General features: G+C 73.9%; 14 protein-coding genes and 1 rRNA gene. 12 read left to right on the forward strand and 3 right to left on the reverse strand.

What is annotated here, in order from left to right:
• Nucleotides 1-92: ribosomal RNA gene (rrf, locus tag ABT171_RS11585) — 5S ribosomal RNA — on the forward strand; the annotation flags it as partial.
• A gap of 1,172 nt (nucleotides 93-1,264) precedes the next feature.
• A complete protein-coding gene (locus ABT171_RS11590; RefSeq protein WP_351242936.1) occupies nucleotides 1,265-2,008 on the forward strand; it encodes a tetratricopeptide repeat protein in 744 nt (247 codons plus the stop codon).
• Nucleotides 2,009-2,065: 57 nt separating this feature from the next.
• Here the strand turns inward: ABT171_RS11590 and ABT171_RS11595 are convergent, their stop codons facing one another.
• A complete protein-coding gene (locus ABT171_RS11595) occupies nucleotides 2,066-3,349 on the reverse strand; it encodes a DUF1015 domain-containing protein (RefSeq protein WP_351242361.1) in 1,284 nt (427 codons plus the stop codon).
• Between the two features lie 93 nt (nucleotides 3,350-3,442).
• Between ABT171_RS11595 and ABT171_RS11600 the strand changes: the two genes are divergently transcribed.
• The 4 genes from ABT171_RS11600 (at nucleotide 3,443) to ABT171_RS11615 (ending at nucleotide 7,488) form a co-directional block, all read left to right on the forward strand.
• A complete protein-coding gene (locus tag ABT171_RS11600; protein WP_351242363.1) occupies nucleotides 3,443-4,471 on the forward strand; it encodes an HAD hydrolase-like protein in 1,029 nt (342 codons plus the stop codon).
• A gap of 85 nt (nucleotides 4,472-4,556) precedes the next feature.
• Nucleotides 4,557-5,600 (forward strand): FecCD family ABC transporter permease, encoded by a 1,044-nt coding sequence (locus tag ABT171_RS11605; RefSeq protein WP_351242365.1) that lies wholly within the window; start codon nucleotides 4,557-4,559, stop codon nucleotides 5,598-5,600.
• A gap of 11 nt (nucleotides 5,601-5,611) precedes the next feature.
• Nucleotides 5,612-6,643, forward strand: a complete 1,032-nt coding sequence (locus ABT171_RS11610) for a FecCD family ABC transporter permease (RefSeq protein ID WP_351242938.1) — start codon at nucleotides 5,612-5,614, stop codon at nucleotides 6,641-6,643.
• The gene (locus ABT171_RS11615) at nucleotides 6,640-7,488 is read left to right on the forward strand and encodes an ABC transporter ATP-binding protein (RefSeq protein ID WP_351242367.1); all 849 of its coding nucleotides are present in this window, start codon (nucleotides 6,640-6,642) and stop codon (nucleotides 7,486-7,488) included. Before ABT171_RS11610 ends, ABT171_RS11615 begins: the two co-directional genes overlap by 4 nt.
• Here the strand turns inward: ABT171_RS11615 and ABT171_RS11620 are convergent.
• Nucleotides 7,472-7,819, reverse strand: a complete 348-nt coding sequence (locus ABT171_RS11620; protein ID WP_351242369.1) for a sterol-binding protein — start codon at nucleotides 7,817-7,819, stop codon at nucleotides 7,472-7,474. The genes ABT171_RS11615 and ABT171_RS11620 overlap by 17 nt on opposite strands.
• Before the next feature lie 42 nt (nucleotides 7,820-7,861).
• On the opposite strand from ABT171_RS11620, the gene ABT171_RS11625 reads away from it, so the two are divergent.
• From ABT171_RS11625 to ABT171_RS11650, 6 genes are all read left to right on the forward strand, one after another.
• On the forward strand, nucleotides 7,862-8,158 hold the full coding sequence (locus ABT171_RS11625) for a hypothetical protein (protein ID WP_351242371.1): 297 nt from the start codon (nucleotides 7,862-7,864) through the stop codon (nucleotides 8,156-8,158).
• Between the two features lie 56 nt (nucleotides 8,159-8,214).
• Complete coding sequence (locus ABT171_RS11630) at nucleotides 8,215-9,030, forward strand: TlyA family RNA methyltransferase (protein WP_351242373.1); 816 nt, start codon at nucleotides 8,215-8,217, stop codon at nucleotides 9,028-9,030.
• Nucleotides 9,027-9,932 (forward strand): NAD kinase, encoded by a 906-nt coding sequence (locus tag ABT171_RS11635; protein WP_351242375.1) that lies wholly within the window; start codon nucleotides 9,027-9,029, stop codon nucleotides 9,930-9,932. The genes ABT171_RS11630 and ABT171_RS11635 overlap by 4 nt, the downstream gene beginning before the upstream one ends.
• Before the next feature lie 51 nt (nucleotides 9,933-9,983).
• On the forward strand, nucleotides 9,984-11,726 hold the full coding sequence (gene recN / locus ABT171_RS11640) for a DNA repair protein RecN (RefSeq protein WP_351242377.1): 1,743 nt from the start codon (nucleotides 9,984-9,986) through the stop codon (nucleotides 11,724-11,726).
• Nucleotides 11,727-11,755: 29 nt separating this feature from the next.
• Entirely contained in the window at nucleotides 11,756-12,508 is a 753-nt protein-coding gene (locus ABT171_RS11645) for a hypothetical protein (protein WP_351242380.1), read from the forward strand.
• A gap of 268 nt (nucleotides 12,509-12,776) precedes the next feature.
• A complete protein-coding gene (locus ABT171_RS11650; RefSeq protein WP_351242382.1) occupies nucleotides 12,777-13,913 on the forward strand; it encodes a glycosyltransferase family 4 protein in 1,137 nt (378 codons plus the stop codon).
• Here ABT171_RS11650 and ABT171_RS11655 read toward each other — a convergent pair.
• Nucleotides 13,910-15,556 (reverse strand): PucR family transcriptional regulator, encoded by a 1,647-nt coding sequence (locus ABT171_RS11655; RefSeq protein ID WP_351242384.1) that lies wholly within the window; start codon nucleotides 15,554-15,556, stop codon nucleotides 13,910-13,912. The genes ABT171_RS11650 and ABT171_RS11655 overlap by 4 nt on opposite strands.
• Nucleotides 15,557-15,558 lie beyond the last annotated feature (2 nt).

Below are 15,558 nucleotides of genomic sequence, written 5' to 3' on the forward strand. Positions count from 1 at the left end.
CGCCCGGTTACATTCCGAACCCGGAAGCTAAGCCTCACAGCGCCGATGGTACTGCAGGGGGGACCCTGTGGGAGAGTAGGACGCCGCCGAACAATCTTTGGAGGACCCCTGGTCCCAGCGTTCAGCTGGGACCAGGGGTCCTTTCGTTTTTACAATGCTTGCGGTACCGAAGACAGGAGCCACCATGTCCACCAACTCTCCCGAGGACCGGCCGGAGCGCGACCAGCGGCGCCGGGACAGTGGTGACCGCGCTGAGCGCGGCGGCTACCGAGGCGACCGTGGCGGCTACCGCCGTGACGACGACCGTGGTGGTTACGGCCGGCGTGAGCGCGACGACAACCGTGGCGAGCGCGGTGGCTTCCGCCGCGACGACCGCCGTGACGATCGCCGTGACGATCGCCGTGACGACCGGCGTGACGACCGAGGGGACCGGGGTGGTTTCCGTCGCGACGACCGGGGCGGTTACGGCCGTCGGGATGATCGTCGTGAGGGTGACCGGGGTTCGCGTCCGGCGTTCCAGCGCGACGACCGTGACCGTGGGCCGCGTCGGGACGACCGCCGTGACGACCGGGGTGGCTTCCGTCGCGACGACCGTGGCGCAGACCGTCCGTCCTACCGCCGTGACGACGACCGTGGTGGTTACGGCCGGCGTGAGCGCGACGACAACCGTGGCGAGCGCGGTGGCTTCCGCCGCGACGACCGCCGTGACGATCGCCGTGACGACCGAGGGGACCGGGGTGGTTTCCGTCGCGACGACCGGGGCGGTTACGGCCGTCGGGATGATCGTCGTGAGGGTGACCGGGGTTCGCGTCCGGCGTTCCAGCGCGACGACCGTGACCGTGGGCCGCGTCGGGACGACCGCCGTGACGACCGGGGTGGCTTCCGTCGCGACGACCGTGGCGCAGACCGTCCGTCCTACCGCCGTGACGACGACCGTGGTGGTTACGGCCGGCGTGAGCGCGACGACAACCGTGGCGAGCGCGGTGGCTTCCGCCGCGACGACCGCCGTGACGACCGCCGTGACGACCGTCGGGACGACCGTCGGGATGACCGCCGTGACGACCGGCGTGACGATCGAGGCGAGCGCGGTGGTTTCCGGGGCCGCGACGACCGCGGTGCCCGTGGCCCCCGTCGCGACGACCGTGGCGGTCGGCCCGGTGGGTTCCGGGGGCGTGACGACCGGCGCGACGACCGGCGCGACGACCGCCGGGGCGGCGGCCGCTTCCGCGACGACCGTGACCGCGACCGCGAGCCGATCAAGCGGCTGCCGATCCCGGAGGACGTCACCGGCGACGAGATCGACAAGGACGTCCGGCAGGAGCTGCAGAGCCTGCCCAAGACGCTCGCGGAGGATGTCGCCAAGAACCTGGTGATGGTGGCCCGGCTCATCGACGAGGACCCCGAGGGCGCCTACGGCTACTCCAGGGTGGCCCTGCGCCTGGCGTCCCGCGTGGCCGCCGTACGCGAGGCCGCCGGTTTCGCGGCGTACGCGAACCAGAAGTACTCCGAGGCCCTCGCCGAGTTCCGGGCCGCGCGGCGGATGACCGGCAGCGTTGAGCTGTGGCCGGTGATGGCCGACTGCGAGCGTGGGCTCGGGCGGCCGGAGAAGGCGCTGGACATGGCCGGTGCCTCCGAGGTGCACAAGCTGGACAAGGCCGGTCAGGTCGAGATGCGGCTCGTCGCGGCCGGTGCCCGGCGTGACATGGGCCAGCTGGACGCCGCCATCGTGACCCTGCAGAGCCCGGAGCTGGCCTCCAACTCGGTTCAGCCGTGGACGGCGCGCCTGCGCTACGCCTACGCCGACGCCCTGCTGGCCGCCGGACGGCAGGGCGAAGCGCGGGAGTGGTTCGCCAAGGCCGTGGAGGCCGACCGGGACGGCAGCACGGACGCCTCCGACCGGCTCGCCGAGCTGGACGGTGTGGAGTTCGTCGACGCCCTGGACGAGAGCCAGCTGGACGAGAGCCAGGGTGAGCCGGAGAAGCCTTCCGACGCGGACGGCGACGAGTAGCAGCACGGGAGAGAAGAGGGCAGACCCCAGGGTCTGCCCTCTTCTCGTTCCGGGCGCTCAGATCTCCAGGGCCCGCAGCACCAGCCCCGACGCCGGCTTCGGGCCGAACGACGTCGACTTGCGGGGCATCGTCACGCCCTGGCGGGCCAGGTCGCGTACGACTTCCTCGTGGACGGGGTGCATCAGGACGGCCGTACTGCCGTCGTGTTCCGCCTTGGCGACCGTCGCGGCGGTGTCATGGATGTAGGCGATGTGGGCCGCGGAGTCCTCGGGGATGTGCCAGACGTGCTCCAGCAGCGTGGCGTGCAGGACCGTGGCGTCCAGGGAGCGCCAGGCGGCCGGGCGGTCGGCCGGGATCGTGCGGGCCAGCAGGTCCGGGTCGGGGCGGTCGAGCAGGTGGAAGGCGCCGTCGCCGGCCAGCAGGAAGGCGTTGCCCGCGCAGGACGCGTCCGCGAGCGCCTCCAGTGCCTCGGTGAGCGGTGCGTCGAGGTGGCGTACCCGGAACAGGCCCTCCACGGCGGCGAGCGCGTCCGGGACCCGCAGGCCGTGCAGCAGGCGGTGGATGGCGCGGACGCGCAGCGGGTAGCGGGCGGTGTCCACGAGCAGGACCAGGCCGTGGTCCCAGGGGCTGGGGGAGGGGTGCTCCGCGCGCAGCCGCAGGTAGGTGGCCCAGCGGTGGTGGCCGTCGGCGATCAGGGCCTGCTGGTGGCCGAGGTCGGACTGGATGCGGGCCAGATCGGTGGGGTCGGTGATGGACCAGAGGCGGTGGTGGTAGCCGTCCTCGGTGGTGGTGTCCAGCAGCGGGGGCTTCTCCGCCGTGCGTTCGACGACCTCGGCGGCCGTGCCGTCGCCGCGGTAGGTCAGCAGCAGGGGTTCCAGGTTCGCGCGCGTGGCCCGCATCAGGGCCGCGCGGTCGGCGACCACCGGCGGCATGACGTCCTCGTGCGGCAGCACCACGCCCTCGGCGGGCTCCGAGACCCGCAGCGCGCCGATGACACCGCGCTGCAGCATGTCGCCTCCGTCCCGCTGTTCGTAGACGTACAGCCCGGGCTCCGGGTCCGCGGTGAGGATGCCCTCGTCCAGCCAGCGGCGCAGGGTGTCGGCTGCCTGTTCGGTGCCGGCGCTGGGGGTGCCGGCCTGAGGAAGGATCAGCCGAACGATGTTGTGCGGGTCGGCCGACTGGAGGTGGTGCACCCCGTCGGGGCGGACGACGACGTCGTACGGCGGTGAGGTGACGGAGGCCAGGCTGCCGACCCGGTCGGGGTCGTAGCGAAGGCCGCGGAACGGGGTGAGTTCCAGGCCTCGGCGCGCCGTTGCTTCCGAGTGACCTGCAGTGTTCATCCCGGCATCGTACGTGTGTCAGTGGCGTGCGGGATGATCGGGGGAAAGGCGAGGGAAAGCCTTTGGACGTCGGTGGACGAGGAGCGATGTGGAATGAGCCAGGCGGTCAGGACGAGGCCCGAGGGCAGTGGGCAGCCCCTGAGCGAGGCGTACGACACGGCGCTGCTCGATCTGGACGGGGTGGTGTACGCGGGCGGGAACGCGATCGCGCACGCGGTGGACTCGCTCGCGGTGGCGCGGTCGGGCGGGATGCGTCTGGCGTACGTCACCAACAACGCGCTGCGGACCCCGGACACGGTGGCGGAGCATCTGACGGAGCTGGGGATACCGACGGGTGCCGGTGACGTCATCACGTCGGCGCAGGCGGTCGCGCGGCTGATCAGCGAGCAGGTGCCGGCCGGGGCGCGGGTGCTGGTGATCGGCGGTGAGGGGCTGCGGGTGGCGCTGCGCGAGAGGGGGCTGACGCCCGTGGAGTCGGCGGACGACGATCCGGCGGCGGTCGTGCAGGGGTACGGCGGGCCGGATCTGGCCTGGGGGCGGTTCGCGGAGGCGGCGTACGCGGTCGCGCGCGGGGTGCCGTGGTTCGCCTCCAACACCGATCTGACGATTCCGAGCGGGCGGGGCATTGCGCCGGGCAACGGGGCGGCCGTGGAGGTCGTACGGATCGCGACGGGCAGGGAGCCGCAGGTGGCGGGCAAGCCGCTGCCGCCGATGCACCGCGAGACGATCATCCGGACGGGTGCCGAGCGGCCGCTGGTGGTCGGGGACCGGCTGGACACGGACATCGAGGGCGCGTTCAACGGCGAGGTGGACTCCCTGCTGGTGCTGACGGGTGTCACGGACGGTGCCCAGCTGCTGGCGGCGCCACCGCAGCACCGGCCGACCTATGTGGACGCCGATCTGCGCGGGCTGCTCACCGGGCAGCCGGAGGTCACCGCGGTCTCGGGGGGCTTTGGCTGCGGCGGGTTCACGGCGACGGCAGGGGCGGACCGGCTGGAGCTGGAGGGCGACGGCGAGGCGATGGACGGACTGCGGGCCCTGTGCGCGGCGGCCTGGACGGCGGCCGGGGACGGCTCCTGCGAGCTGGACGGAGGGAAGGCGCTGGCCCGTCTGGGGCTCTGACGCGGAGTCACTCCGACGCGGGGGGCGTCCGATGCGTACGCACCGGGGATCGAGATCTGGAGCGAGGGTAGGCTAACCTAACCTTGTGTTGGTCGACAGTCCTCCGGAACAGCGCGCGGAGACCGCCCCCGCGCCCCCAACCCGCCAGGCGGTCAGGGCCCTTGGGCTCCTGCTGTCCGTCGCGGTCCTGGTGCTCGTCGCCGTGGCGAGCATCGCGATCGGGGCGAAAGCCCTGTCGCCGGACCAGGTCTGGCACGGCCTGTTCCACGGCACGGGGACCTACGGCGACGTCGTCGTCGACGAGCGGCTCTCGCGCACGGTCCTCGGTCTGCTGGCCGGTGCCGCGCTCGGTCTCGCGGGTGCGGTGCTCCAGGCGCTCACCCGTAACCCGCTGGCCGACCCGGGGCTGCTCGGCATCAACGCGGGCGCCTCGGCGGCCGTCGTCACGGCCATCACCTACTTCGGCGTCACCAGCCTCACCGGCTATGTGTGGTTCGCCTTCCTCGGGGCGGCGGCGGTCGGCGCGCTGGTGTGGTTCCTCGGCGGCAGCCGGGGCGCCACGCCGGTGCGGCTCGCCCTCGCCGGTACGGCGATCAGCGCCGCACTGTACGGCTATCTCCAGGCCGTGATGATCATGGACGACGCGGCGCTGGGCAAGATGCGCTTCTGGACGGTGGGTTCGCTGGCGTCCGCCACCGACTCGACCATCCTCCAGGTGCTGCCGTTCCTCGCGGCCGGCACGGTCCTGGCGCTGGCCCTGGCCCGGCCGCTGAACGCGCTGGAGATGGGCGACGACACCGCCCGTGCCCTCGGCGCCCACCTGGGCCGCACCCGCGCCCTGGCCATGCTGGCCGCCACCGTGCTGTGCGGTGCCGCCACCGCCGCCTGCGGTCCGATCGTGTTCGTCGGCCTGATGGTCCCCCACGTGGTGCGTTCCTTCACCGGCCCCGACCTGCGCTGGATCCTGCCGTACGCCACGGTCCTCTCCCCGGCGCTGCTGCTCGGCGCCGATGTCATCGGCCGGGTGGTGGCCCGCCCCTCGGAACTCCAGGTCGGCATCGTCACCGCGCTCATCGGCGGCCCGGTCTTCATCTTTCTCGTACGACGGCGGAGGACGGCCCAGCTGTGAAGACCCGCTCCATGAACCGGGCCGTACGCACTCCCGGCGGGCTCTCCCTGCGCCTGGATCCGCGGGCCCTGGTCGTCGTCGTCCTGCTGCTGGCCGCCGCGTGTGCCGTGGGCGTCGCGCTGATCGGCACCGGTGACGCGAAGATACCCGCGGGCGACGTGCTCAGGACCCTCGCCGGGAACGGCACCGCGTACCAGGACTTCATCGTCAACGAACTGCGCCTGCCGCGCGTGCTGGTGGGGCTGCTGGTCGGCGCCTCGCTCGGCCTCGGCGGCGCGCTGTTCCAGTCCGTCTCGCGCAACCCGCTCGGCAGCCCGGACGTGCTGGGCCTCTCCCAGGGCTCGACGGCCGGCGCGCTGGTCGTGATCGTGCTGATGTCCGGTACCGCCTCCCAGGTCACCGTCGGCGCGCTGATCGGCGGCCTGGTGACCGGACTCGCCATCTACCTGCTCGCCTGGAAGCAGGGTGTGCACGGGTACCGGTTCGTCCTGGTCGGCATCGGTGTCTCGGCGATCATGACGGCCGTCAACGGCTATCTGCTCACCAAGGCCGACCTGGTCGACGCGGCCCGCGCGGTCGTGTGGATGACCGGCTCCCTGGGTGGCCGCGACTGGGACCAGGTCTGGCCGCTGCTCGCGCTCTGTGCCGTCCTCGTCCCGCTGGTCCTCGTGAACGCGCGCGGGCTGAGGATGATGGAGATGGGCGACGACGTCGCCAACGCCCTCGGGGTGCGGGTGCAGCGCGTCCGGCTGGTGCTGATGGTGTCCGCCGTGCTGCTCACCGCCGCCGCCACCGCCGCCGCCGGACCCGTCAGCTTCGTCGCGCTCACCGCGCCCCAGCTCGCCCGCCGCCTGACCCGCTCCCCGGGCCCCAACCTGCTGCCCTCCCTCTGCATGGGCGCCGCCCTGCTGGTCGCCGCCGACTGGGCCTCGCAGCGCGCGTTCGGCGCCGACCAGCTGCCGGTCGGCGTGGTCACCGGGGTCCTCGGCGGCTGCTATCTGCTGTGGCTGCTGGTCACCGAGCGCAGGGCGGGCCGGATATGAGCGGCACGACCACCGATACGTCTAGGAGCACTGTGAACCGCCTGTCCGCGCAGAACGTCACCCTCGCCTACGACCAGCGGGTCATCGCCGAACAGCTGTCGGTGGAGATCCCCGACGACTCCTTCACGGTGATCGTGGGCCCGAACGCGTGCGGCAAGTCGACGCTGCTGCGGGCGCTGTCACGGATGCTCAGGCCGAGCGAGGGCAGGGTGCTGCTGGACGGGCAGGTCATCCAGTCGATGCCCGCCAAGAAGGTGGCGCGGACCCTGGGCCTGCTCCCGCAGTCGTCCGTCGCGCCCGACGGCATCACCGTCGCCGACCTCGTCGGCCGGGGCCGCTACCCGCACCAGGGCCTGCTGCGCCAGTGGTCGTCGGAGGACGAGCGGGTCGTGAGTGAGTCGATGCGGCAGACCGGGGTCGCGGAGCTGGCCGACCGGTACGTCGACGAGCTCTCCGGCGGGCAGCGGCAGCGGGTGTGGATCGCCATGGCGCTCGCCCAGCAGACCCCGCTGCTGCTCCTGGACGAGCCGACCACCTACCTGGACATCCAGCACCAGATCGACGTCCTCGACCTGTGCGCCGAGCTGCACGAGACCCAGGGCCGCACCCTGGTCGCCGTCCTGCACGACCTCAACCACGCCGCCCGCTACGCCACCCACCTCATCGCCCTGCGCGGCGGCGAGGTGATCGCCGAGGGCGCCCCGAACGACATCGTCACGGCCGAGCTGGTGGAGCAGGTGTTCGGGCTGCGGTGTCAGGTCATCGACGACCCGGAGACCGGCACCCCGCTGGTCGTGCCGGCGGCCCGCAGGGCCCGCGCGGAGAAGGTCACAGCAGCTTCCTGAGCCGGAACAGATCCAGCAGGCTCGCCTCCAGCCTGACCCGGCCCGAGCCCCAGGCGGTCGCGAAGTTCAGCTCGCCCGCCACCAGCGCCACCAGGTCGTCCCCGGCCATGGCGAGCCTGATCCGCGCCTTCTCCCGCGGCGGGCCGGGGTGGGTCTCGTCCACCTCGATCCGCCCGCCCGTCATCCGGCCCTCGAAGGTGACGTCCAGATCGGTGATGTGGCAGCTCACCGAGCGGTCCAGGGCGGCGGCCGCGCGAACGTCGCCCTCGGCGCCCTGCATGTTGTCCGAAAGCTTTCCCAGTGCGGCGCGGCACTCCGCGATGGTGGCCATCGCCCACGACGGTACCCCAGCGGTTCGCGGTAGCGTCTGGGCATGAGCGACTCGGTTCCGGAGACGGAGATCCCGCAGGATTCGGTGCAGGCGGCGGAGGCACCGGGGGCGTACGACCCCGCCGCGCCCGCCCCCCTCAACGTCCCGCGCACCCTCACCGGCAACGCCGAGGTCGACGACCGGCTGGCGCGGCTGGCCGATGCCGACCACCTCGCCACCGACGGACACGTCGAGGTGTACGAGGATGTACACCAGGGGCTGCGCGACGCGCTCACCGCGCTCGACGCCCGCCCGGGACCTCCGGCTCCCACCCGTCACCCGACCGCCGCCCCTCAATGAGACCCTTCGGGTCACACCTTCTTGATCGACGTACCAGAGCAGGAGCTGAACCGAACGTGGCAGGAGTCGCACGTCGCCGTCTGGACGCGGAGCTGGTCCGCCGGAAGCTCGCGCGTTCGCGTGAGCACGCCAGCCAGCTCATCGCCGCCGGGCGGGTCACCGTCGGCAAGACCGTGGCGACCAAGCCGGCCACGCAGGTGGAGACCGCCGCCGCGATCGTGGTCCAGACCGACGACAGCGACCCGGACTACGTCTCCCGGGGCGGACACAAGCTCGCCGGCGCGCTGGCGGCGTTCGTCCCGCAGGGGCTCGTCGTCAAGGGCCGGCGCGCGCTGGACGCCGGCGCCTCCACCGGCGGCTTCACCGACGTCCTGCTGCGCGCGGGCGCCGCACACGTCGTCGCCGTGGACGTCGGGTACGGCCAGCTCGCCTGGTCTCTCCAGAGCGATGAACGCGTCACCGTCAAGGACCGTACGAACGTACGCGAGTTGACGCTTGAGGCGATCGATGGGGAACCGGTGGATCTTGTCGTGGGTGATCTGTCCTTCATCCCGCTCGGGCTGGTGCTGCCGGCTCTGAAGCGGTGCGTGAGGCCGGACGCCGACCTGGTGATGATGGTCAAGCCGCAGTTCGAGGTGGGCAAGGAGCGGCTCGGCAGCGGGGGTGTCGTACGGAGTCCGCAGCTGCGCGCGGAGGCCGTGCGGGGAGTGGCCGAGAAGGCCTGGGAGCTGGGGCTCGGGGTGCAGGGTGTGACCGCGAGTCCGCTGCCCGGCCCCTCGGGGAACGTCGAGTACTTTCTCTGGCTGCGGGCGGGGGCACCCCAGGTGGACCCGGCCGACGTCGACCGTGCAGTGGCGGAGGGGCCGCGTTGACACAGAACCTGGTGCGTACTGTTTTCCTGCTCGCCCACACCGGGCGGCCCGCGGCGATCCGCAGTGCGGAACTCGTCGTCAAGGGCCTGCTGCGGCACGGCATCGGGGTGCGGGTGCTGGAGGAGGAGGCGCGCGACCTGCCGCTGCCGGACGAGGTGCAGCTGGTCAAGGAGGCCACTCCGCAGTGCCTCGACGGGTGCGAGCTGCTGATCGTGCTCGGCGGTGACGGCACCCTGCTGCGGGGCGCCGAGTTCGCGCGCGCCTCCGGGGTGCCGATGCTCGGCGTCAACCTCGGACGGGTGGGATTCCTCGCGGAGGCCGAGCGGGACGACCTCGATCGGGTGGTCGACCGGGTGGTGGCGCGGTCGTACGAGGTCGAGGAGCGGATGACCGTCGACGTCGTCGTGCACCGCAACGGCGACATCGTGCACACGGACTGGGCGCTGAACGAGGCGGCCGTGCAGAAGGCCGGCGCCGAGAAGCTGCTGGAAGTCGTGCTGGAGATCGACGGGCGGCCGGTGTCGGAGTTCGGGTGCGACGGGGTGATCCTCTCCACGCCCACCGGGTCCACGGCGTACGCCTTCTCCGCGGGCGGACCGGTGGTGTGGCCCGAGGTGGAGGCGCTGCTGATGGTGCCGATCAGTGCGCATGCGCTGTTCGCCAAGCCGCTGGTGACGTCGCCGGACTCGGTGCTCGCGGTGGAGGTGCTGCCGCACATCCCTCCGGGGGTCCTGTGGTGTGACGGGCGGCGGACCGTGGAGTTGCCGCCGGGGGCGCGGGTGGAGGTGCGGCGGGGGGCCGTGCCGGTGCGGCTGGCCCGGCTGCACCATTCGTCTTTCACGGATCGGCTGGTGGCGAAGTTCGCACTGCCGACCACCGGGTGGCGAGGGGCGCCGCACTAGAAGCGTCACCGGAAAGAGCGGCCTGTGTGCACTCCCCGCCCCGGACCTCGTATGGTCTGTTCCGTGTTGGAGGAGATGCGGATACGGTCGCTCGGGGTCATCGACGATGCCGTCGTCGAGCTGTCGCCGGGGTTCACCGCCGTCACCGGTGAGACGGGTGCGGGCAAGACCATGGTGGTCACCAGCCTGGGGCTGCTGCTCGGGGGGCGGGCGGACCCGGCACTCGTGCGGATCGGGGCCGGGAAGGCGGTCGTGGAGGGGCGGGTCACCGTCCCCGCGGACGCCACCGCCGCCCTGCGCGCCGAGGAGGCCGGGGCCGAGCTGGACGACGGGGCCCTGCTGATCAGCCGTACCGTTTCCGCCGAGGGCCGCTCCCGGGCGCACCTGGGCGGGCGCAGCGTCCCCGTGGGGCTGCTCGCCGAGCTGGCCGACGAGCTGGTGGCCGTGCACGGGCAGACCGACCAGCAGGGGCTGCTGAAGCTGTCCCGGCAGCGGCAGGCCCTGGACCGGTACGCGGGCGATGCCGTCGCCGTGCCGCTCGCCAAGTACTCCGAGGCCTACCGCCGGCTGCGGGCCGTCTCCGCCGAGCTGGAGGAGATCGTCACACGCGCGCGTGAGCGGGCGCAGGAAGCCGACATGCTGCGGTACGGGCTGGAGGAGATCGCCGCCGTCGAGCCGCGGCCCGGGGAGGACGCCGAGCTGGCCGAGGAGGCCGAGCGGCTGGGGCACGCCGAGGCGCTGTCGTCGGCCGCGACGGCCGCGCACGCCGCCCTCGCGGGCAATCCCGAGGACCCCGAGGGCATCGACGCCTCGACGCTCGTCGCGGGCGCCCACCGGGCGCTGGAGGCCGTGCGCGCGCACGATCCGGCGCTGGCCTCCCTCGCCGACCGGATCGGGGAGATCGGGATCCTGCTCGGCGATGTCGCGGGGGAGCTGGCGGGCTACGCCGACGACCTCGACGCCGATCCGCTGCGGCTGGCCGCCGTCGAGGAGCGCCGGGCCGCCCTCACCGCCCTCACCCGGAAGTACGGCGACGACATCAACGCCGTACTCGCCTGGGCCGAGCAGAGCGCCGCGCGGCTGACCGAGCTGGACGGCGACGACGAGCGGATCGCGGAGCTGACCGCCGAGCGGGACGCGCTGCGGGCCGAACTGGGCGGTCTGGCACAGGCGTTGACGGACGCCCGGGCGGAGGCCGCCGACCGGTTCGCGGCCGCCGTGACCGCCGAGCTGGCCTCGCTGGCGATGCCCCACGCGCGCGTGTCCTTCGACATCCGCCAGACCGAGGACCCGGAGGGCGTCGAGGTCGGCGGTCGCACGGTCGCGTACGGGCCGTCGGGCGTGGACGAGGTCGAGCTGCTGCTCGCCCCGCACCCGGGCGCGCCGCCGCGGCCCATCGCCAAGGGCGCGTCCGGCGGTGAGCTGTCCCGGGTGATGCTCGCCGTGGAGGTCGTGTTCGCGGGGACGGACCCCGTGCCGACGTACCTCTTCGACGAGGTCGACGCCGGTGTCGGCGGCAAGGCCGCGGTCGAGATCGGGCGGCGGCTGGCGAAGCTCGCCAAGACCGCGCAGGTCGTCGTGGTCACCCACCTGCCCCAGGTGGCCGCCTTCGCGGACCGGCAGCTGCTGGTCGAGAAGACCAACGACGGGTCGGTCACCCGCTCCGGCGTGAAGGTGCTGGAGGGCGAGGACCGCGTCCGCGAGCTGTCCCGGATGCTGGCCGGCCAGGAGGACTCCGAGACGGCCCGCGCACACGCGGAGGAACTGCTGGCCACGGCGCGGGCCGACCAGTAGGCCGGTTCCAGGCAGCCTAGGCTGGCGGGATGATCGCCAAGCGAAAGTCCCGCTCGTTCCTGCGGTCCGCCGCGCTCACCCGGGCCGGCCAGGCCCTGCTCCGCACCGCTCCGCCCGGCGGGCGGGAGCGCTGGGAGCGGACGAACCACGCGGGCCGGAGCGTCGACCTGTACGCCGGACCCGCCGCCGCCGTCTCGGTCGCCGTCGGGGCCGGGCGGGCGCACCCCGGTGCCGGGCTCGCCGTGCTCGCGGCCGGGGCGTGCGGGGCGTACGACGACGTGGCCGGGGCCGGGGATCCGCGCCGCGGGTTCCGGGCGCACCTGGGGGCCCTGCGGGACGGGGAGGTCACCAGCGGGGCCGTGAAGCTGTTCGGGATATCGGCGGCCGGGCTGGTGGCCGGCGCGCTGATGAAGGAGCGGTTCCTCGACAAGGTGCTCGCCGGTGTCGTCATCGCCGGGGCCGCGCACGTCGTCAATCTCCTCGACGTACGGCCGGGCCGGGCGGCCGGTGCCGTGCTCGCGCTCGGGGCGCCGGGGCTGCTGCGCGGCGGCCCGGCGGGGGAGCTGGCCGCCGCCGCGGTCGGTGCCGCCGCGGCCGTCCTGCCCGACGACCTCGGCGAGCGCACGATGCTGGGGGACACCGGGGCGCACGCCCTCGGCGCGGCGCTGGGGGCGGCCGTCGTGGCCGGGAACCAGCGCCCCGGCCTTCTCGCGCACGCCGTCGCGGTGGTGGCAGCCACGGTCCAGGGCGACCGGGTGAGTGCCTGGGCGCGGGCACTGTGAGCGGCTGACCTTGCCGTATGCGGTGGGCGCCGGTCGTCCGTGCCGGGGCGTCGCTCACCCGTGTGGGTGACGTGCTCCGGCGCATTGCCCCGGCCCGCCGCACTGTGCGCCCGCCGGATTCCCCGTAACGGCCGGTCCCCCTGGCATGCTTGAGGGAACACGGTCCGCGCGGCGGGGCGCGCGGGGTACGTCCTTCCGCCCCCCTGAGCCCGCTACCTTCTGTACGTTTCCTCGTGACCGCCCACGCAGAACCAGGAGCGCCGGCCCCGTGACCCCCCTGAGCAGCAACGCACCGCACGGCCAGTCGCCGCTGCGCACCGTGCAGGTGCTGGGCGGAGGCAACGCCGGCAGCGGCGCGCATGTGCGCTCGCTCGCCGAGGGGCTGGTGGCGAGGGGCGTGCGGGTCACGGTGTGCGCCCCCGTCGAGGCCGACCGCGCCTACGATTTCACCGGCGCCGGTGCCGAACACGTGCACGTGCCCCGCAGCAGCGACCCCGTCTCGGTGGCCGCACTGCGAACCGCCTGTGCGCACGCCGACCTGGTGCACGCGCACGGACTGCACGCCTCCTTCCGGGCCGTCCTCGCGCTCAGCGGCCGGCGCACCCCGCTGGTGGTCACCTGGCACAACCGGGCGCAGGCCGAGGGCCCCCGGGCGCATCTGCTGCGGCTGCTGGAACGGCGGGTGATGCGAACGGCGGCCGTGGTCCTCGGCACCAGCCCCGACCTGGTGGACCGGGCCAGGCGGACGGGGGCGAGGGACGCCCGGCTCGCCGCAGTCGGCCTGCCGGGGCAGCGCCGGCCCGTCGTCCTCGACGACCCCGACCGGCTGCGTCCCAAGGTCCGGGCGGAACTCGGCGCCACCGGACGCCCGTTGCTCATCGCCGTCGGCTCCCTCGACCGGCAGCGCGGCTACGACGTCCTGCTCGACGCGGCCCGCGCCTGGCGCGACCTGGACCCCGTGCCGCTGGTCGTCATCGCCGGGGAAGGGCCGCTGCGGCCGGTGCTGCTGCGGCGGATCGAGGACGAGAAGCTGCCGGTGCGGCTCATCGGGCACCGCGAGGACGTGCCCGAACTGCTCGCCGCCGCCGATCTGGCCCTGCTGACCAGCAGTTGGGAGTCCCGGTCCGTGCTCGCCCAGGAGGCGCTGTACGCGCGCGTGCCGCTCGTCGCGACCCGGGTCGGCGGCATCCCCGACCTCGTCGGCGACGCGGCCGAACTCGTCCCGTACGGCGACCCGGAGGCGCTCGCGGACACCGTCGTACGGCTCCTGGCGGATCCCGAGCGCCGGGAGGAGCTGCGCGAGCGGGGCGTGCGGCAGGCCGCCGGGTGGCCGACCGAGGACGAGACGGTCGCCCAAGTGCTCAGCGTGTACGACGAGTTGACGCAGCCCAGGCCGCTGGCTTAGGACACGTGCCGACGGGCCCTGAGCGCGAGGCTCAACGCCAGGACCGTCTGCGGGTCGTCGAGGTCGGTGCCCAGCAACTCCCCGATGCGGGCCAGGCGGTTGTAGAGGGTCTGGCGGTTGAGGTGCAGTTCGCGGGCGGTCTCGGCCTTGCGTCCTGCGTGCGCCAGATAGGTCTCCAGGGTCGGCAGCAGCGGCGGCTTGGAGCGGTGGTCGTGGTCGCGCAGCGGGCCGATGGCGCGGTCCACGAACGCGGCGAGGTCCGGGTGGTCGCGCAGCCGCCACATCAGCAGGTCGATGTCGAGGCGGCGGGCGTCGTACCAGGGCCGGTCGGTCAGACCCTGCGCCGCCGCCGCGGTCTCCGCCGCGTGCCGCAGCCCCGCGGAGGCGGCCGCCCAGCCGCCCGCCACGCCGACGACCACCACCGGCGGCGGCGAGCCGGGCCGGCGCATCCCGGCCCGCTCCACGCCCGCCCGCAGCGCCGCCGCCACCCGGTCCGCGACCGCCGAGCGCTCCGACTCCGAACGCAGCCCGAGCAGGACCAGCACCCGGCCCTCCACCGGCCGCACGCCCAGCAGCACCGGCACCCCCACCGCCGCCAGCTCCTCGGACACGGCACGTGCCAGCACCGCCCAGCCACCGCCGGGCGAGAGGGAGTCCCCGATCCGCATCACCACGGGCAGCAGCGGGCTCTCGCCGGGCTTGAAGCCGAGGACCCGGGCCTGTGCCGGGGCGTCCCCGGCGGTGATCCGGCCCTCGGCGAGATCGGTGAGGAAGTCACCGCGCCCCCGGGCGGCCAGCTCCTCCTCCTGCCGGGCCTGCATCAGCACCACGGCCAGGATGCCCGCGGCCCGCTCGGCGGCGATCCGGTGGACCGGGGCCAACGCGGCGCGGACCGGCAGCAGGACCAGCCGGGCCCGCACCGAGCCCGCCGTACCCGGCCCGCCGCCCGGCACATCCACCAGCACCGAACCGGCGGGCGGCGGCGCGTCCTTGTGCGGCCCGCGCAGCCCCTCCCACACCTGCAGCGGGTCCGCCCCCTCCGGCCCCTCCCCGGCGGCGTACAGCAGCCGGCCGTCGGCCGTCTCCAGGAACACCGGGTTGCCGCTGAAGTCCGCCAGGATGCCCAGCACCTGCGGCACCCCGCCGCCGCCCAGCAGCGCCTCGGTGCAGCGCCGGTGCACCTCCTCGGCCCGCTGCAGCAACGCGTAGTGGCCGTTGACGATCTCGGTGTGGATCTCCTCGGTCACCGTCACGAACGGCACCTCGCGGTGCAGCTGCACCAACGGCAGCCCGGCGCTGCGGGCGGTGTCCACGAGGGCGGCGGGCAGCCGGCTGAAACGCGGGCCCAGCTCCACCACCAGAGCGGCGATCCCACGCTCGGCCAGGGTGCGCACGAACGCCCGCTGCTCGGCCGGGCGGGTGCCGAGGCCGTACCCGGTGGTGAGCAGCAGCTCGCCACCCTTGAGCAGCGAGGCGATGTTCGGCACCTCGCCCGCGTGCACCCAGCGCACCGTGCGCCCCAGCCGGTCGGCACCCGCGAGGATCTCCGGCAGCCCGCTGCGCAGTCCGGGCAGTTCCAGCGCCCGCTGGACGGTGATCCCGGCGCCCTGGGTGTCGGGTCGGTGGTCCGTACGGCTGTCCATGC

This window comes from Streptomyces sp. NPDC001851, assembly GCF_040297165.1.
Classification (GTDB): Bacteria; Actinomycetota; Actinomycetes; order Streptomycetales; family Streptomycetaceae; genus Streptomyces.